This is a genomic window from Pseudomonas syringae group sp. 247E2 (genome assembly GCF_032587795.1).
GTDB classification, from domain to species: Bacteria; Pseudomonadota; Gammaproteobacteria; order Pseudomonadales; family Pseudomonadaceae; genus Aquipseudomonas; species Aquipseudomonas amygdali.
Genome location: NZ_JAWHPK010000015.1, coordinates 397830 through 416158, shown reverse-complemented (window position 1 = coordinate 416158; position 18329 = coordinate 397830). Strand labels below are relative to the sequence as shown.

Here is an 18329-nt window from a genome sequence, read left to right as displayed (position 1 = left end):
AGAAAGGGCTAAAGGGGAAACCGGGAGGAGTGAATAGTTTGGGGTTGGTGATGGGGGCTTGATCGTTCTGACTTTGTTCAGTCGTTCGGAAGCGCTGCATCCTTGCGCAAAACTGCTGAGCTGAACAGAATGAAATCACCCAGATGCCGGGTAATGATTGCCACAGTGATCGGCAACTGCAGCGTTTGATACTCGTGAACCGCGATGTTCTTGAATCCGACCATATTCTTCATCATCGGCAACAGCGATGGAGCGAGCGACCCTCCACGATGAAGCAGTTCAAAGACATCTCGGGCGCTCTGTGGCACTCCCAGCCCCTCACGTCTTATCAGGTGCTGACCCATATCAAGAGCCGCTTCGCAGGCGCGCTGGATATTCAGGATCGCAGCGTCCTGACGAGTGAAATCGACCTCAAAGGTCGCAGGGTCTTTTTCATATTCCTCCCGCACCCTTACCACGCAGCGCTCAATGGCAGCAGCCTTGTTGACGAGCACATCATCGACCATGAACGACTCCATTCTTTTGTATATCTTCGAGCAAGCCTGCCCTTGCGCAATCAAGTGAAGTCTTTTCGCTGAGTACAAATGCCTCAAAGATTCCTGCAGCCTCATCCTTACACCAGAGACGACGGCCTTTGGTAATGATCTGATATTTCATCACGGTCGAGGCGGTGCGCAGATCGATCAAGTCCACAGGCAAATTAACGATGTCTGCAATTTCCCCCGCCAAACGCCATAAATCCAAAGGATCGAGAGTGCCAGGCACGAGCACAGCCAAATCCAGGTCGCTTTCAGAGTTGGCATGACCAGTCGCCTGACTGCCGAACAGGTAGACAGCCAGCAGATCAGGCAATCGGGATTGCAGGTGTGTGAGCAAGCTGTGGGTGTTCATACGCAACGTCTCAAATATTGCCGAGACAGACCCTAACAGAAGCCGGGGTCGGATTTTCGCTCAAGATTTCCGGAAACCAGTCTGCGACTCAAAAAACGTATCCACGTCACGACCCCCACCTAACAAAAAATGAGGATTAGGGTTAGCGAGGCATCTCTGGCGAGCAGCTCCACGGCAGCAGTGCTCTGCACGCCCACTGTTCGAGTTGCAAGCCTCGGATGTTGATATCTGTGAGTAGGATGCAAGGTGTTATGCGGCATTTGGCAGCTGGTCGAAACAGGAAAGCACTTACATAGCTAGCGGATTGGTACTACATAAAACTGGCTAAGCATAATCCAGTATGGACAACTGCATCAGTCGACCAGTTGGCTGAGCGCCTGAACAAAGCTACCCTTGATCCAATGTAGCAAAGCAAGGAGATCAGATTGACTTTATCAATTTCGATGCGACAGTTGGCTGACTCATAGCGAATGGAGGCATGAAATTTTACCGAAACGCGATTTAAACGCTGCACCAAGCACAGTTCAATCCGACTATTTTTTGCGCGAACAGCCTTTATGATCTAAAGTGCCGCGCTGAGAATTACATAAAAAACCAACATGGAAGGAAGAAAAACTCATGGCTTTTGACGCTTATTTGAAAATAGAAGGTATCCCCGGCGAAGCGCTTGACGCTCAATTCAAAGACTGGATTGAAATGGAGGATTTCGACGTAGGAGCAAGCCAATCCGCTTCGGTCACTTCGACAAGTGCTGGCGGAGCCACAGGTGGCCGAGCACGTATGAGCGACCTTTTTTTTCGCAAGACCGTGGACAAATCTACACCGAAGCTTCATGAGGCATGCTGCAGCGGAAAGCACTTCAAAGAAGTTACCATTGCAGTCAATCGAGCGGGAGCAGAAAAGGTAAAGTATTTGGAGATTACACTTGAAGAAGTGATTATTTCATCGGTTACGCTAAACGGAAATGGTAGCGTTGAGGGCGGTTTTCCTACGGAAACAATACGTTTAAACTATGGTCGTATGAAAAGACGTATACGCACCAAAAACGTACAGATGGTCAGGGCGGAGGTCAGGTTGTAGGTGGTTGGGACGGTATAGCCAATAAAGTATATGCCTGAAACCAAGAGGACTGCGTTCATGGTTTCTCCAACTATTGACACGAACAAGATTGCGTATTGCACCTATGAGCTGAATAGCCAGACAACCAGTATGCTGCACTGCAGCAATAATGAGAGTTATGAGGCTTTTTCGGGACGAGAAGGCTTTGTCAATGACCCAGCCGAGATTAGCAATGCTGAATTCGGACCGCTGCCGCCCGGCAGATATTACATACTGGACAGGGAGAGTGGTGGGATGCTGGGTTGGATCAGAGATCCAATAAAGGATTTTTATGCGCGAACTGATCGCAGTGGCTGGTTGTCACTTTACCGAGATGATGGGCGCATTGATGATCAAACAACCGTCAATGACGTAACAAGAGCAAATTTCAGAATACATCCTGTCGGCCCTCTGGGCCGGAGCGAAGGGTGTGTCACCATGACATCTAAAATAGCATTTGATCAGCTAAGCAAATACCTACACAACATGGAGGGAGATAGACTTCAAGGATCAGGACAGAGATACTTCGGGATTTTAGATGTAATAGACCCGAGAGAAAGAAAAAGATGAGCATTATTAAAGTACTCATTAAATCTTTCATGATTTTTTTGATAGCGTCGTTCCTCACACGATACCTTATCGGAAGCGGACTGGTTCGAAAAGGACTGAATACCTCTATCGGCGACGCGCTGTATACAACACTTTCCAATCTCTTCAACGTCAATGGATCCGAGCAGGCCGAAACATTGATAATCAGCGTACTGCTTATCGTCTCTTTGGTTTTTATAACTATGCTTAGCTGGCTGGCTTCAATCATCACTTCAAGACGATATCAAGGAAAACAAAAAAAATAGGAGTTGTATTATTGTACTAAACACACCTTTGGCTTTTTGAAATAGGCAGCGAAAAATGCTGCTTATTGCCCGAAAAACGCACACTTCACCCTACGGGATTGATTTCAATTACGGAGAGTATGAGTTACAAGGCATCCACCCCACGCTCCCCATCTAGACGCTGACGAAAAATGAGTATCTGGTTTACCGAGACATCTCTGGTGGGCATTTCCACGGCAACAGTGCTTCGTAATCTTCTATCGATGCAGCATACGGCAAACGCTCAAATACATGGCGTATGCACGTGTAGGGGTGCCATTGAGTTTGGCGGTCTCAACTAGGTTGTAGATCTGGGCGCTGGCGGTGGAGCCTTTGGGCGTGTCGTTGAACAGCCAGGCTTTTCATCCGATGGCGAATGGTCTGATCGCTCTTTCGGCAGCGTTGTTGTCGATGGGTAAAAAACCAGCCTCGATAGAGCGCTCTATACGTCTCCAGTTGTAGGCCAGGCACCCGTGGAATACGCAAGTAGACTTGCAAACCTAAAAAACTTAAAGCATATAATAATCTTAAGAGTTTTAAAAACGCTTGCATCTTCTTACTTTAAATAGATTGTTAGCATTACGTGTAGACGTTCAAAAAAAAGCGACTAGCAGCCGCTTTTTTGTATTACTTCTAAGCCCAACATAAATCCGCCTTATCGATAACACTTAACATGCGAAACTAATGTTTGCGCTATAACTTCCCCCAACCTTACGGGAACTGCATTACCAATAAGTCTCCCCATTTTACTAAATCTAATTGGAGCACCTAAAGGTACAAATTGATAGTTCGGGGGAAAGGTTTGAAGCATTGCTGCCTCTCGAAGTGATATCGCCCGATTTTGTACTGGATGACCAAATCTGCCATTACCATATCCGAAACACTGCGTAGTTATTGTGGGACCTGGTTTATCCCACTCCATCCGACCATAGACGCTAGGATAAGTCGCTCCAGTAGACTTTTTGTGGCAGGCAGCCTGTAAAGCTTCAGGCCAATCTCGCCAAGTACCACCCGGTACTGAGGCCTCTATCCTCAGATGATTCAGTTCACTTAGTGAGGATGCGTAGTGAAGTGCATCGTTAGGATCCTTACCTCCGGCGGTTAATGCAGGCAGCCCCCCAATAACATCTCTTACTGTAACAGCCTTAGTATGAGTAGGTAACAGCTTTAGGTTTTGGTCACCTAATCGCGAAGCAAGCAGCACAAGACGCTTCCGCGTTTGAGGAATCCCATACAAAGAACAATCTACTACGCCCCACCATGTGTGATATCCAATCAGGCCATCTACAAAGTCTTGAAAAACTGGATGATCCGCAAGCTGCGGCACATTTTCCATCGCAACTAAATCCGGCTTCAACTCATTTACCAGGTTTGCGAAGGCCAAAGCCAAAGGCCATTGTGCTTCATATTGGCTATTTCGCCCACTTCGGCTATAAGTCGAAAATGGCTGACAAGGTGCACATCCAGCTAACATCGTCAGCCCAGAGCCATTATAGAATGCTCTCAGATCCTCTCCTTTTAGCTGACTGATATCACGTTCTAGAAAAACCGCTGAGTTATTTTTTTCGAATGGATATCGGCTATTGGGGTCGATATCAACACCTGCCGCAACAGAAATACCACCATCAATTAGCCCACGCGTAAGACCGCCTACGCCACAAAACAAGTCAATTGCGGTTATAACTGGAGTGCTTACAGCATTAAAGTTAACTGACTGGTTCAAGCTGGGCGCCGCTCAGGAATAAGGAATTCATATCTTTCGACATAGCCGCCAAAGCAGACTATTACCTCTTTTAAATAATTAGCTGTCTTATCCTTCAGTTCTACTAGGCGAACAACCGTCTCCGCCTCCGCGCTTTCTGTAAAAGAAATCGATCCATGCGCGAGCATATTTCTAAGTTTTTTGACTAAGCCAAGCGGGCCTAAATCGTCTCTAAATTTTCTCTTAACATCACTATATACCCTTCGACTGACATTCAATCGAAAACCCAAACGAGTAGCCATAGCCTCGATTTCATTATCATCCCAGTTCCCACCACCACCTTTTTCGATGGAAAACCCTGTAAGCGGGCTTGCGGAAACTAGCAAGCTGCAAAGAGTCAAAGCGTGATCCAATCGATGCTCAGGTGTGAGTTCCGTGTGAGTCCTAGCAGTCAACCGTATCCACTCTCGAAACAGAGTCTGACTTAAATCATTAGGTCGCCACGTAGCATCTTTGAAAGCGCTTTGAGCGATAAAGTCTATGCATCTTGTCATTGTCGACTCCACAAGGTTGTACAGCTGCAAATATACACCTGCATAGAGAATTTTTTGCTGCTGGACATTTATAACTTTATCCGTCCCTGAAAATTTAGGCGGCCCTGCTTGCATGCTGGCTTGCAATAACTTGAGAAACTCTAGGTACTCCTCGACTTCGGCCAACCTTTCTTCGAAAGCAGCTCTTAGTTCTTCCATGATCAGTTGCCCAACAATCGCTGTTGCACAAAACCAATGCGCTCACGCAGACGAGCGATAGCGTTGGCCCCGTCAGAGCCAGTGACCCTTTTGAACTCATCGCCATCCAGCCATCTTTGCACGTCTATATTTTGAGCATTATGGAGTGCTGGGTCTTCATTTAGAGCTAATCTTGCTCCTATAGCTATTGCTTCGAATCTCGCTCTAGGAGTTGCCTTCGCGGTGAGCGTTTTCCTAAAGCCATAAGGAAATACCCGCTCAACAAAACTCATGACCAGATCGAATTGACGGCGATACTCCTGAATCAGATTAGGGTCCGCAGCCACTCGCTCATTCATAACTTTGACGTAACCAAAGAGGAATTCAGCCGGACGATCTTTGTAGCCCTGCAACCCGTCACCGTAAGCAAAAAGTCGCGTAACAAGATCTTCCCGCCCCCTTTCTTTCTCATCCTTGGTTGAGACTGGTGCGAGAGCCTTCAACCGAGGGTCCACGGCGAGTTCAATGATGAGGCTCATAAAATCACCTGCCAGTGCTCCCCTACGCACCTCAGCATGATTTGCGATTTTGCTACCAGTATTGATCCGCTCAAATAGATCGAAGCGTGCCTGTTCATCAGCATGCTCATTCAAGACAATGCCTCGAATCGACCTATTATTGATTTTCCGTTTTCGAGACTCGGGCAGATCAGAAAATTTAAAATTTGAAAGCTTGGTCAAGCTCTCAAGCTCTCCTAAGCGAAAATCACCATGCACGAATTCAGCAATGGTCCTCAGTCGCTGTGATCCATCGACGATTTCCAGTTTACCGTTTGGCATCTCCCAGAAAAACAGAAACGGGATTGGTAAGCCCAAAAGGACCGATTCGATAAATCGTGATTTTCGGTCGTCTTCCCACGTGAAGCTACGCTGATAGGGAGGGACTACAAATTCGCCATTCGTGACCTTGGCAGACAAAAGCTCAATAGAATATTCAGTCAGATAGAATTCAATTCGCTTCGATAGCTCAACAATCTGAGCCTCCGCACTCGCAATGTCATCCTTGGTTTTCGCAGTATGTTGCTTTGGAGGTCTCATAAGCTTCGTTGTTCTCTTTGGGTTCGCGCCCTGAACGAGCTGCTTTGCAGCTAACTAACTGAAAAGTGTTTGGCCTACCGGCAGAGCAAATTGTACCGTCAGATAGGCATCCCTCCACGATACCACAAGGGCTCCGGTGGTTTGAGAGCCAGCCTATCTAGTGGTGCTTTAGCCCTACCGTCAAGACGAGCGGGAACAAGACCCAGCCGTAGGGACTACCGACCTCCCCGAGAAGCCCGCTCACGCGCTCACAGGACTCTTGCAGTAAATAAATGCAGAGGAAAAGGTGAGTAGACAGCCAGGAGCAAGCCGTCACGACTAAGGTTCTCTGGTTACCCTTGGCAACGGAAAACAAAAAGCCCGCAAAACGTTATCACGCCATGCGGGCTTTTTGGGATCACTTCTCTCTTGCTAAAAAACACCTTACTTTACACTTTATCGTAAGTAGCTTATTTCCTAGCTAAATATGGCGGAGAGATAGGGATTCGAACCCTAGGTACCGGTGAAGGTACAACGGATTTCGAATCCGTCCCATTCGGCCACTCTGGCATCTCTCCAACGGCGCGCATCATAACAGTATCAGCGCAGAAGGCGAAGCCCTTCTGCTGTTTTTTTTCGTGCTATCAAGCGCTTGCGTGTTTTTTCCGCTTATAGCGGCACGCCCAGACGGTTTGCGACTTCTTCGTAAGCTTCGATGACGTCGCCCAGACCCTGGCGGAAGCGGTCCTTGTCCATTTTCTTGCGAGTGTCCTTGTCCCAGAGGCGGCAGCCGTCCGGGCTGAATTCGTCGCCGAGGACGATTTCACCGTGGAATACGCCGAATTCGAGTTTGAAGTCGACCAGCAGCAGGCCAGCGTCGTCGAACAGTTTGGTCAGAACTTCGTTGACCTTGATCGACAACTCTTTCATGCGAACCAGTTGCTCGGCAGTGCCCCAGCCAAATGCCACAACGTGGGATTCGTTGATGAACGGGTCGCCCTTGGCGTCGTCCTTGAGGAACAGTTCGAAGGTGTACGGATTGAGCCTGGTACCCTCTTCGATGCCCAGACGTTTGACCAGGCTGCCGGCAGCATAGTTACGCACGACGCACTCGACCGGGATCATGTCGAGCTTCTTGACCAGGCACTCGTTGTCGCCCAGCAGCTTGTCGAATTGGGTGGGAATACCCGCTTCTTCAAGCTTCTGCATGATGAAGGCGTTGAACTTGTTGTTCACCATGCCTTTGCGGTCCAGTTGTTCGATGCGCTTGCCGTCGAACGCCGAAGTGTCGTTACGGAACAGCAGGATCAAGCGGTCAGCGTCGTCGGTCTTGTAAACCGATTTGGCTTTGCCGCGGTAGAGTTCTTCACGTTTTTCCATGATGGGCTCCGCTTGCTAAGTAGTTGGGCTAGGCGATATGTCGCCAGTCGAGCCCTGAATCTTGATCGGCCAGTTGCAGCCAGTCCGGGTCGCACCCAAGGGTGTCGACAAAACATTGCCGGGCCAGATGCGGCAGGTTGTTCTTGCTGCTCAGATGCGCCAGCACCAGGTGCTGAAGGTCCTGCCATCCCAGCTCGCTCACCAGGCTGGCGGCCTGATGATTGTTCAAATGACCTGTTTCACAGCCAACGCGCTGCTTGAGAAAGACCGGATACTGGCCTCGGGCAAGCATGTCGCGACAGTGATTGGCCTCGATCATCAAGGCATCCAGGCCTTGATAATGCTGCAATACGTTGGAGCAGTAAGAGCCCAGGTCGGTCAGTAGACCGAAGCGGCGCTTGCCGTCATTGAAGACAAACTGCGTCGGTTCAAGCGCATCATGAGCGACAGACACCACATCGATGCCCAGCGCGCCAACCTGCAAGCTCTCTCCGCCCGCCAGCAAACCGGCAACTTCAACCGGTTTGCGCATACCGCGCAATGTGCCGCTGCTGAGGTAGACCGGCACATTGTAGCGCCGCGACAGCAAACCCACGCCATGCACATGATCGGCATGCTCGTGGGTTACCAGAATCGCACTCAACTGGTTTGCAGCGACGCCCAGACGCGCCAGGCGCCGTTCGGTTTCCCGCAGGGAGAAACCGCAATCGACCAGTACGTATGTATCGTTGCTTGCGACCAGCGTGCCGTTGCCACGACTGCCGCTGCCGAGAACCGCGAAACGCACTTAACCCAGGTTGTCTTGAATAACGCTCAACACCCGACGCGCGATATCCGCAGGCGCAACGGTATTGATGTTCTTCTCGACGGTCACTTGAACGTTATCACCCACCTTGCTCAGGCGAACCTGATAACGCTCGGCACGGGCATCGATCTCTTCCTTGCTCGACTTGCTGCCAAACAGGCGACCGAAGAAACCAGGCTCGTTTTCAGGCGTTTTGGCCTTTTCAGCCAGGTTGATGTAGTACAGACCCAGGCTGCGGTTTATGTCCTCGACGCGCCAGTCACCTTGATCCAGCGCACGGCCGACACTCGACCACGCACGGTCGAGATCGGCACCGAGGTTCAATACCGGGTTGCCGCTACCGTCTTCGCTCAAGGCAACACGGCTCGGGGTGTCGTAGTCACGTGCCGCCAACAGGGAAATAGAACCGCCCTTCTCGGCGTTGCGACCCATGCTGGCCAGCAGATCGTCGGTCAGTGCGGCATCGAGGCCCAGGTTGGTGGTGCGCGTCGGGAAGGCCACATCGGCAGTGCTGCCGGCAGGACGCTCGACGCTTACCACATAGACTTCACTGGTATTGCGCTGCACGCCCGGCTCAATACGAACCCGCACGCGGGTTTCAGCGTCGGCTGAAACGCCAGCGGCGCTCAGGCGCTTGGCAACCGAAGCGGACAGTTCATCAAGACGCTGCCACGAGGAGCTGAATTCGCCAGTCTGCGGGCGCTCTTCAGCGATACGGAAACCATTGTCTTCAAAGTATTGATGAGCCACCGGCCAGACTTCGGCTGGCTGACGCTGAGCCAGAATCCAGCGCGCATCGCCGCTTTTCTGCAGACTGAAATCGCTCGACTCGGAAGTCGTGCCCAGTGGCAGAGGGCGAGGAACCGTGTATTCGCCTTCTTTCTGGGTGCTGTCAGCCACATTGCGCGGGATCGGCAGCAACGGGTCGAGGCGCTTGACGCCGGACACATCGGCAGGCACCTGCATGGGTGGGGTCTGGGTAGCCTGGAGGTAATCGCTACCGCGATCACGGAAGTAACCATCTTCGCCCCAGAGCCAACCGCAACCGCTGGTGCTGGAGATAATAAGAGCAAGTGCGGAAAGTCCGGCCAATCGCTTCATTGCGTGATACTTCCTCAATTAAACCAGGACGCCGGACTGGCGCAGGGCCTGACGCAGCGGTTCGTGACAGGCTTCGCTGAGCCAGGTAAGCGGCAGACGGATACCGGCTGGCATCTTACCCATTTCATGCAAGGCCCACTTCACGGGGATAGGGTTGGATTCGATAAACAGGGTGTTGTTGAGCGGCATGAGCTTTTCGTGAATCGCCCGCGCCGTCTCGGCATCGCCACGCATGGCCGCTTCGCACAGATCGCTCATGAGGCGCGGTGCAACGTTGGCAGTGACGGAAATATTGCCCTTGCCGCCCAGCAGCATCAATTCGACTGCCGTAGCGTCGTCACCGGAGTACACCAGAAAATCACTGCTGACGCTGGCCAGAATGTCCTTGGCGCGCTGCAGGTTGCCGGTGGCTTCCTTGATGCCGATGATGTTTTTTACCGCAGACAGACGCGCAACAGTCTCTGGCAGCATGTCGCAGGCCGTACGGCCCGGCACGTTGTAGAGGATCTGCGGGATGTCTACGGCATTGGCGATGTGGCTGAAATGCTGAAACAGGCCTTCTTGCGTCGGCTTGTTGTAATAAGGCGTTACCAGCAGGCACGCATCGGCGCCAGCGGTCTTGGCGTTGGTGGTCAGCTCGACGGCTTCGCGCGTCGAGTTGGCGCCTGTACCGGCGATGACCGGAATACGTCCTGCAACCTGGGCAACCACACGGCGGATGACCTCGATGTGTTCGCTCACATCCAGCGTCGCCGATTCACCGGTGGTGCCGACGGCAACAATGGCGTTGGTGCCCTCTTGCAAGTGGAAGTCAACCAGTTTGCTCAGGCTGTCCCAGTCCAGACGACCTTGTGCATCCATTGGTGTGACCAGTGCCACCATACTGCCCGCAATCATGCAACCGCTCCTGCCGGAAAAAGAGAGCCGTAATGGTACTGGCGCTATCAGCCTTGTACAAGCGAAGTACCGCGCTCTGAGCATTCCCCTGAGCGATGGTTTTCGCTACCCTTCGTCCTTTGATCGGTACTGGTCACCTGCGCACCTCGCTCAATCGGTCGAATTTGTCGCCAGAAGCCCTGCCCCAGTGCACTCCAGCCCCGTCATGGTACTTCCATGCAAGGCAGGCGCTCCGGGACCCGGGAAGGTATCTCGCGCCATCGATTGTCGAAACAGCCCCGCAAGTCCGAAAAAGTACCGACCGCTCATCGTCTAGGAATGCTGCATGTCGTCCACCCCCACAGTTCGCGAACAATTCCTTGTCATCAGTGCCCTTGGCGCAAACCCCATGGAGCTGACCAACGTCCTGTGCCGTGCCAGCCATGAAAACCGCTGCTCGGTAGTCACCTCGCGCCTTACTCGCCACGGTGAGTGCAGTGCGCTGATTCTTCAGGTGTCAGGCAGTTGGGACGCTCTGGCGCGCCTTGAAACCGGCCTGTCGAGCCTCTCCAAGAAGCATGCGTTCACCACCAGCGTGGTACGCAGCGCTACCTTGGAGAACCGCCCGGAAGCCCTGCCCTACGTAGCTTACGTCAGCTCGGCGTACCGCCCGGACATCATCAATGAGCTGTGCCAGTTCTTCATTGACCACAACGTCGAGCTGGAAAATCTGATCTGTGACACGTATCAGGCTCCGCAGACCGGTGGCACCATGCTTAATGCCACATTCACGGTGACACTGCCTGCCGGGACCCAGATCAGCTGGCTGCGCGATCAATTCCTCGATTTCGCCGACGCGCTGAATCTCGACGCACTGATCGAACCCTGGCGCCCACAAGCCCCAATGTAAGGAGTTCCCATGACCGTCACAGTAGATCAACCGGTTCCCGACTTTCAGGCACCTGCGACCAGCGGACAGACCGTAGAGCTGTCCGCGCTCAAGGGTCAGCAGGTCGTGATTTATTTTTACCCGAAAGACAACACGCCCGGCTGCACCACGCAGGGTCAGGACTTTCGTGACCATATCGCGCAGTTTCAGGCGGCCAATACGGTTGTGCTCGGTGTTTCCCGAGACAGCCTGAAGACCCATGAAAACTTCAAGGCCAAGCAGTCTTTCCCGTTCGAGCTTATTTCGGATAAGGACGAAGCCGTCTGCCAGTTGTTCGACGTCATCAAGCTCAAGAAGCTGTATGGCAAGGAATACCTGGGCGTTGACCGCAGCACCTTTCTGATCGACAAGGAAGGCGTACTGCGTCAGGAATGGCGCGGCGTGAAAGTGCCGGGCCATGTGGCTGAAGTACTGGCGCAGGCCGAGGCCCTGAACAAAGGCTGATATTCCGATAAGCGTTGCGGCACGCAAGGTGCCGCAACGATCCAGACTTGCTGCTTAAAGCAGTGGTGCCACAGTGGGTTCATTACGCGGCCAGGCATCGAGGACGGCCTTGAACAACGTGGCCAGCGGAATCGCAAAGAAGATCCCCCAGAATCCCCACAGCCCGCCAAACAGCAGCACGGCGCAAATGATTGCAACCGGGTGCAGGTTGACGGCCTCGGAAAACAGCAACGGCACCAGAACGTTGCCATCCAGCGCCTGAATGATGCCGTGGGCAATCATCAGGTAGATGAACTGATCCCCCCAGCCCCACTGGAACAATCCGATCAACGCCACCGGCACTGTGACCACCACCGCGCCAACGTAAGGCACGACCACAGATATGCCGACCAGCATCGCCAGCAGCGCTGCGTAGTTGAGCCCGAGCGCGGCGAACGCGATGTAGGTCACGCCACCACAGATGAAAATCTCGATGACCTTGCCGCGAATATAATTGGCAATCTGACGCTTCATCTCATCCGCCACCCGGTTGATCAACGCACGCTCGCGAGGCAGATAGCCGCGCGCCCAGCGGCCGATCATGTGCCGATCCTTCAGAAAGAAGAACACCAGAATCGGCACCAGCACCAGGTAGATCATCAGGTTGACCAGCAATGGCAGGCTGGAGATCGAGAAGGTAAGCGCCAACTGACCGATCTTGCCCACTTCACCACGGGCGACTTCGATCGCCAGCAACACTTGCTCGTCGGAAACCAGATGCGGGTAACGTTCGGGCAGCAACAGCAGTACAGACTGCCACTTGGCAAGCATGCCCGGTGCTTCGTTGAACAGCGTGATCAACTGGTGCCAGAGCAGTGGTACCAGCACCAGCAGGAACAGCAGCAGCGCACCGATGAACAGCGTGAAGACCAAGCCGACTGCGGCCATTTCAGGCATGCGCAGGCGCTCCAGAACACTGACCAACCCGTGCATCAGGAAGGCCAGCACCAACCCCGCAATGACCGGCGCGAGCATTCCGCCCAGGGTCAGGACAAGGGTAAACGCCAGAAACAGCAAGACCGCCAGTACCACCGCTTCCTCATCGGAGAAGTAGCGCTGCACCCAATTGCGAAGCACATTGAACATCAAACATCCTTTTCAAAAAAAACGGCAGTGGTGATTCAAGCCTTGCGCAGCCAATAAAGATAAGTGCCGGCGTCGACCTCTTCATGCAGCAACTCATGCCCGGAAAGTCTGGCAAAAGTTCGAAAATCCCGCTGCGATCCGGCGTCAGTCGCGATCACCTTCAGCACCGCGCCACTGGCCAGACGATTGAGTTCCATCTTGGCTTTCAGCAGAGGCAGCGGACAGTTGAGACCACTGGCATCCAGTTCGGCGTCGCACACCTTGGGGCGCACTACAGCGTCAGACATCGTTTCTCTCCAGGCGGACACATCGAATTACAAACCATGTCCGAAAAGGCATGGCGGATAAGGCGGCAAGAATACCTCACTCTGGTCAGCACGCCATTGAGCCAGCTACAGTACAGGTTCTTCTGACCAGAGCTTCGTGCATGAATTTTTTGCGTCCTACACTGCTCACCCTCGCTTGCCTGTTCGCTACGCATGGCATGGCTGATGACCTGCCTTCACTTGGCGACGCCAGCTCCTCGATTGTCTCCCCCGAACAGGAACACCGCCTGGGTCGAGCGTGGCTGGGATTGCTGCGTGGCCAGGTGGCGCAGCTGTCGGACCCGCAACTCAAGGACTACGTCGAGACCTCGGTGTACCGCCTGGCCGAGACCAGCCAGGTTCAGGACCGGCGTCTTGAATTCATCCTGATCAACAGCCCGCAACTCAACGCCTTTGCCGCACCCGGCGGGATCATCGGTGTCAACGGCGGCCTGTTCCTCAACGCCCAGACCGAGGGCGAATACGCGTCGGTACTGGCCCACGAGCTGGCTCACTTGTCGCAACGCCACTTCGCCAGAGGCATGGAGGCCCAGCAGCGTATGCAGGTGCCGGTAATGGCCGCGATGCTGGCGGGTATTGTCATGGCTGCCGCAGGTGCCGGTGATGCCGGTATCGCCACCATCGCCGGCTCACAGGCGGCTGCAATCCAGGAGCAACGTCGCTTTTCGCGCCAGAACGAGCAGGAGGCCGACCGCATCGGCATTCTCAACCTGGAGAAGGCCGGTTATGACCCGCGTAACATGCCGACCATGTTCGAGCGCCTCATGCGCCAATATCGATTCGACGCCAGACCTCCGGAGTTTCTGCTGACTCACCCGGTCAGCGAATCGCGGATCGCCGACACACGCAACCGCGCCGAGCAGGCCAAGCCTGGCGGCAAGGAAGACAGTCTGCTGTATCAACTGATGCGTGCCCGCGTTGCGTTGATATACGAAGAAACACCAGGTATTGCCGCCAAGCGTTTTCGTGCGCAACTGGTTGAAAACCCGAAATCCGATCCGGCTCGCTATGGCCTGGCCATCGCGCAGATCAAGGGTGGGCAACTGAACGAAGCCAGAGAAACCCTCAAGCCATTACTCGAAAAAGCGCCAAACGACATCACCTACAATCTGACGCAGATCGACCTGGACATCACCAATAACCGCTTGGCCGATGCCCAGCAACGGGTCGATCGCATGCTGACGCTGTACCCCGGCAGCTACCCGCTCAATGACGTGCGCATTGACGTGCTGCTCAAGCAGAACCGCACCGCGGAAGCTGAAAAAAGCCTTGAAGCGCTGCTCAAGACCCGCCCGGATGATCCCGACATCTGGTACGTCGTGGCGGAAACCCGTGGCCTGAACGGCAACACCATAGGCCTGCATCAGGCGCGCGCCGAATATTTCGCACTGGTCGGCGATTTCCGTCAGGCAATCCAGCAACTGGACTTTGCCAAACGCCGTGCGGCCAACAACTTCCAGTTGGCGTCACGCATCGATGCACGGCAAAAGGATCTGATTGAACAAGAGCGGATGGTCAAGGACATGATGAACTGATGTCCGAATGAGAAAGCCCGACGCAAGCGTCGGGCTTTTTCATTACGGCTGTCAGGCATTGCCCGCTTGTCGCAAGCGCGCCGCCTGGGTGAAGTCCAGCATGCGCTGCAACGGGCGTACGGCGTTGGGGATCAGCGCCGGGTCAACGAATATCTCATTGCTACCCTCGCGCAGGCACTGCAAGGTGCGCTCAAGCGTATTCATCGCCATCCACGGACAATGTGCACAGCTTCGGCATGCAGCGCCATTACCGGCCGTAGGCGCCTCGATGAAGATCTTGTCCGGGCACAGCTGCTGCATCTTGTAGAAGATGCCCCGGTCGGTGGCCACAATGAACGTCTTGTTGGGCAAGCGCTGCGCGGCGGCAATCATCTGACTGGTGGAGCCGACCACGTCAGCCAGCTCGATCACTGCTTCCGGCGATTCCGGGTGAACCAGAATCGCAGCCTCGGGATACAAGGCTTTCATGTCTTCAAGCTGCTTGGATTTGAATTCTTCGTGGACAATGCAGGCACCGTCCCACAGCAACATATCGGCACCGGTTTCACGCTGGATATAGCGGCCCAGATGCTTGTCTGGAGCCCAGATGATTTTCTCGCCGTTGTCCATCAGGCTTTCGACGATCTCCAGCGCACAGCCTGAGGTCACTACCCAGTCCGCACGGGCTTTGACCGCTGCCGAGGTGTTGGCATACACCACCACGGTACGCTCCGGGTGCTGATCGCAGAACGCGGAAAACTCATCGACCGGGCACCCTACGTCAAGCGAACAGGTGGCTTCGAGCGTTGGCATGAACACGCGTTTTTCCGGGTTGAGAATCTTCGCGGTTTCGCCCATGAAACGCACACCTGCGACCAATACAGTACTGGCAGCGTGGTTATTGCTGAAGCGGGCCATTTCCAGAGAGTCGGCCACGCAACCACCGGTTTCCTCGGCCAGGGCCTGAATGACCGGGTCGCAATAATAGTGAGCGACCAGCACGGCATCCTGCTTCTTGAGTTCGGCAGCAATGTCGGCTCGGTAACGCGCCTGCTCTGCCGGGCTCAGCGCTTTGGGCTGCTTCGCATCGAGATGAGCCTGCACCAGGAAACGTTCGGAGATCTGTGTCATGTTCGCGGGACCTGAAGGCGCTAGAGCGCGAAAGGCAAGTTTACACCCGAAATACAGGCAATAAAAAAGCCGGAAACCCTTATCAACCAAGGCCCTCCAGCTTTACGCATACATCGCCTGACAAAGGCTGCGCCATGTGCAATCAAGCATATGGCTGATATTCAGTAAATATCGGCCCGACTTCTGAAGGCGCGCCGATTCTAACGCCAAAAAACCGATTTACCAGAAGTTTCTGGCTTGCCCATAGCCGATGAGAATCGTTCTTGAAACCGTCTAGAGATCCATTAATAACGAAACATGACAAAGAAATAATTTGTAGCGACTTTCTATTTGACACATCTCTAAAATATCTTGGCCGACCCAACATGGTTACTCACTATCACAGGTCTCATAGATGCCAGGTCCCCTACACTTCGCCATGAACACTTTTCGGCAGACCTCCTGGATGGCCGCTTCCGCGGCTATGTCACTGACCCTCATACTGCCCGCGCAGGCGGCCAGTGAGGCAGCCATGGTGACGCCATGGGGCACTATAAGCGAGCCAACCAGCCCACCAGTCTGTAAGCAACTTCAAGCGCACCTGACTCCCAGAGACGGCTCGCTGGACAGCGCTGACGGTTCGGCGCTCGACTCCAGGCCTGACCAGGAGAATATCCAGAATGCAATCAATGGGTGTGCTGCCGGACAAGCCGTAAAGCTTGTAAAAGGTGACGGCGACAACTCGGCATTCCTCAGCGGGCCGCTGCAATTGAAATCCGGCGTCACGCTCTGGATAGACGAGGGCGTAACGTTGTTTGCGTCACGTAACCCCAAGGACTACGACAACGGCAAAGGCACTTGCGGCGTGACTACAGTTGCCAATCAGGATGCCTGCAGTTCACTGATTTCGGCCAAAAACACCCACTCCAGCGGCGTCATAGGCAAAGGCGTTATCGATGGTCGCGGCGGCAGTCTGCTTACCGCCGGGGCGAATGCCAATCTGCGCAGCTGGTGGGACCTTGTTTATCAGAAGACCTTGTCCAACGTTTATCAACAAAAGCCGCGCCTTATACAGGTCAGTGGCGGAACGGACTTCGTTATCCAGGGGCTGACGCTGCAAAACGCTCCGGACTTCAACATTGTGACTGACGGCGTGACCGGGGTGACTGTATGGGGGATCAAGATTCTGAATCCAAGCCGGGTCTACAGCGTAGAGGGCTACCACTGCCCAAGCGGCTCGACGCCCGACCAGAAGACCCCAGGGACCTGCTTTACCCCGGAAACCGTGAAGAACACCGACGGCTTCGACCCCGGTCAATCGAACAAAGTATTGCTGGCCTATTCCTACATCAGCACAGGTGATGACAACGTAGCGATAAAGTCCAGCCGAATCTCCGGCAGTCGGGACCTGATGTTCGCGCACAATCATTTTTATTATGGCCACGGCCTGTCCATCGGCAGTGAAACCAACGGTGGCGTACACAATGTCAGAGTTATGGATTTGGCGGCGGATGGTAGAGACAGCCAGGACGGCATCGGACTGAGAATAAAGACGAGTGCCAAGAACGGTGGAAAGGTAGACGGTATCCGTTACGAAAACGTATGCATGCGCAGCGTCAAATTCCCGCTGGTGTTCGACACCAACTACGGCAGTGCCAGCGGAACCTCGTACCCCGATCTCAGCGACATCACAGTGAAGGGCTTCCACTACCTGAACAGTCCGCGATTCGGTGGCGGCAAAATGACCTTCGCCGGCTACAGTGACAATGGCCAGAAACGGCCGATTCTGATCACGCTGGATAACGTTGTCTTTGACGGCACTCAACCAGCCTTCACAGCGCTTACCGCCACCCACTTCACAATTGGCCCAGGGCCGGTAAGCTTCTTCAACAAACTGGTGCCTTCGATAAAAGACGACGTCACGGTGTCCGGCAGTCCAGGTGACGGCGCGCCGGTCGATTGCACGGCAGCGTTTGTGCCGATGAAATCAGTGGTGCCTTGGGCTCCGTTTTAACGAACGTTTGTTGTCGGACAGCGCTGCGGGGGCTTGGAGTTCCCCGCAGATGGCTGCCAGCTTAAGGGCACGGGATGGCGGGTCATTCCGGCGCGTGCTGATCTGGGTACCTGAATAAAAGACAGGCAAAAAAAAACCTGGAAATCCGCATTTTCATGGGCCTTCCAGATTTTCGAAATGGTGGGTCGTGTGGGATTCGAACCTACGACCAATTGGTTAAAAGCCAACTGCTCTACCAACTGAGCTAACGACCCTCTGTTGTGTGGCGCGTATATTACTGATTTTTATCAGTAATTCAACACCTTTTTCAAAAAA

17 protein-coding genes, 2 tRNA genes and 2 pseudogenes are annotated in these 18329 nt (G+C 53.7%); 6 read left to right on the top strand and 15 right to left on the bottom strand.

Annotation, left to right across the window (positions count from 1 at the left end):
- Positions 1 to 77 precede the first annotated feature (77 nt).
- Positions 78 to 506: a type VII toxin-antitoxin system HepT family RNase toxin gene (hepT, locus tag RYC18_RS17115; RefSeq protein WP_316886517.1), complete on the bottom strand. Its 429-nt coding sequence runs from the start codon at positions 504 to 506 to the stop codon at positions 78 to 80.
- Positions 496 to 891, bottom strand: a complete 396-nt coding sequence (gene mntA, locus RYC18_RS17110; RefSeq protein ID WP_316886516.1) for a type VII toxin-antitoxin system MntA family adenylyltransferase antitoxin — start codon at positions 889 to 891, stop codon at positions 496 to 498. The genes hepT and mntA overlap by 11 nt, the downstream gene beginning before the upstream one ends.
- A gap of 618 nt (positions 892 to 1509) precedes the next feature.
- Here mntA and RYC18_RS17105 point away from each other — a divergent pair.
- Together RYC18_RS17105 and RYC18_RS17100 are read left to right on the top strand one after the other, a co-directional pair.
- Positions 1510 to 2009 (top strand): annotated as a pseudogene (locus RYC18_RS17105) (Hcp family type VI secretion system effector).
- 19 nt (positions 2010 to 2028) lie between these two features.
- Positions 2029 to 2559: a DUF2778 domain-containing protein gene (locus RYC18_RS17100; RefSeq protein WP_316886515.1), complete on the top strand. Its 531-nt coding sequence runs from the start codon at positions 2029 to 2031 to the stop codon at positions 2557 to 2559.
- 467 nt (positions 2560 to 3026) lie between these two features.
- Here RYC18_RS17100 and RYC18_RS17095 read toward each other — a convergent pair.
- The 9 genes and pseudogenes from RYC18_RS17095 to dapA form a co-directional block, all read right to left on the bottom strand.
- A pseudogene (locus RYC18_RS17095) lies at positions 3027 to 3328 on the bottom strand (IS66 family transposase); the annotation flags it as partial.
- Positions 3329 to 3516: 188 nt separating this feature from the next.
- On the bottom strand, positions 3517 to 4584 hold the full coding sequence (locus RYC18_RS17090; RefSeq protein ID WP_316886514.1) for a DNA cytosine methyltransferase: 1068 nt from the start codon (positions 4582 to 4584) through the stop codon (positions 3517 to 3519).
- Positions 4581 to 5315 carry an MAE_28990/MAE_18760 family HEPN-like nuclease gene (locus RYC18_RS17085; protein ID WP_316886513.1) on the bottom strand — a complete coding sequence of 245 codons (735 nt, stop codon included), beginning with the start codon at positions 5313 to 5315 and terminating at the stop codon, positions 4581 to 4583. The genes RYC18_RS17090 and RYC18_RS17085 overlap by 4 nt, the downstream gene beginning before the upstream one ends.
- A 2-nt stretch (positions 5316 to 5317) precedes the next feature.
- Complete coding sequence (locus RYC18_RS17080) at positions 5318 to 6391, bottom strand: DUF262 domain-containing protein (protein WP_316886512.1); 1074 nt, start codon at positions 6389 to 6391, stop codon at positions 5318 to 5320.
- Between the two features lie 467 nt (positions 6392 to 6858).
- Positions 6859 to 6948 (bottom strand) — tRNA-Ser (locus tag RYC18_RS17075).
- Positions 6949 to 7039: 91 nt separating this feature from the next.
- Positions 7040 to 7750, bottom strand: a complete 711-nt coding sequence (gene purC, locus RYC18_RS17070; RefSeq protein WP_005760457.1) for a phosphoribosylaminoimidazolesuccinocarboxamide synthase — start codon at positions 7748 to 7750, stop codon at positions 7040 to 7042.
- 28 nt (positions 7751 to 7778) lie between these two features.
- A complete protein-coding gene (locus RYC18_RS17065) occupies positions 7779 to 8537 on the bottom strand; it encodes an MBL fold metallo-hydrolase (RefSeq protein WP_005782836.1) in 759 nt (252 codons plus the stop codon).
- Positions 8538 to 9656 (bottom strand): outer membrane protein assembly factor BamC, encoded by a 1119-nt coding sequence (gene bamC, locus RYC18_RS17060; RefSeq protein WP_005732873.1) that lies wholly within the window; start codon positions 9654 to 9656, stop codon positions 8538 to 8540.
- Positions 9657 to 9674: 18 nt separating this feature from the next.
- Positions 9675 to 10553, bottom strand: coding sequence for a 4-hydroxy-tetrahydrodipicolinate synthase (dapA, locus tag RYC18_RS17055; RefSeq protein ID WP_005782838.1), 879 nt, complete (start codon positions 10551 to 10553; stop codon positions 9675 to 9677).
- Between the two features lie 325 nt (positions 10554 to 10878).
- Here dapA and RYC18_RS17050 point away from each other — a divergent pair, with 325 nt between their 5' ends.
- Positions 10879 to 11442 carry a glycine cleavage system protein R gene (locus RYC18_RS17050; RefSeq protein ID WP_003317383.1) on the top strand — a complete coding sequence of 188 codons (564 nt, stop codon included), beginning with the start codon at positions 10879 to 10881 and terminating at the stop codon, positions 11440 to 11442.
- A 9-nt stretch (positions 11443 to 11451) separates the two neighbouring features.
- Positions 11452 to 11925 (top strand): peroxiredoxin, encoded by a 474-nt coding sequence (locus RYC18_RS17045; RefSeq protein WP_002552589.1) that lies wholly within the window; start codon positions 11452 to 11454, stop codon positions 11923 to 11925.
- 54 nt (positions 11926 to 11979) lie between these two features.
- Here the strand turns inward: RYC18_RS17045 and RYC18_RS17040 are convergent, their stop codons facing one another.
- Both RYC18_RS17040 and RYC18_RS17035 read right to left on the bottom strand, forming a co-directional pair.
- On the bottom strand, positions 11980 to 13050 hold the full coding sequence (locus RYC18_RS17040) for an AI-2E family transporter (RefSeq protein ID WP_005740979.1): 1071 nt from the start codon (positions 13048 to 13050) through the stop codon (positions 11980 to 11982).
- 35 nt (positions 13051 to 13085) lie between these two features.
- Complete coding sequence (locus RYC18_RS17035; RefSeq protein ID WP_005740980.1) at positions 13086 to 13337, bottom strand: sulfurtransferase TusA family protein; 252 nt, start codon at positions 13335 to 13337, stop codon at positions 13086 to 13088.
- 140 nt (positions 13338 to 13477) lie between these two features.
- On the opposite strand from RYC18_RS17035, the gene RYC18_RS17030 reads away from it, so the two are divergent.
- Positions 13478 to 14911 (top strand): M48 family metalloprotease, encoded by a 1434-nt coding sequence (locus RYC18_RS17030; protein ID WP_005732870.1) that lies wholly within the window; start codon positions 13478 to 13480, stop codon positions 14909 to 14911.
- A gap of 51 nt (positions 14912 to 14962) precedes the next feature.
- Here the strand turns inward: RYC18_RS17030 and nadA are convergent, their stop codons facing one another.
- Entirely contained in the window at positions 14963 to 16021 is a 1059-nt protein-coding gene (gene nadA, locus RYC18_RS17025) for a quinolinate synthase NadA (protein WP_002552585.1), read from the bottom strand.
- A gap of 394 nt (positions 16022 to 16415) precedes the next feature.
- Between nadA and RYC18_RS17020 the strand changes: the two genes are divergently transcribed.
- Positions 16416 to 18014 carry a glycoside hydrolase family 28 protein gene (locus RYC18_RS17020; RefSeq protein ID WP_316886511.1) on the top strand — a complete coding sequence of 533 codons (1599 nt, stop codon included), beginning with the start codon at positions 16416 to 16418 and terminating at the stop codon, positions 18012 to 18014.
- A 178-nt stretch (positions 18015 to 18192) separates the two neighbouring features.
- Here RYC18_RS17020 and RYC18_RS17015 read toward each other — a convergent pair.
- Positions 18193 to 18268, bottom strand: a tRNA-Lys gene (locus RYC18_RS17015).
- Positions 18269 to 18329 lie beyond the last annotated feature (61 nt).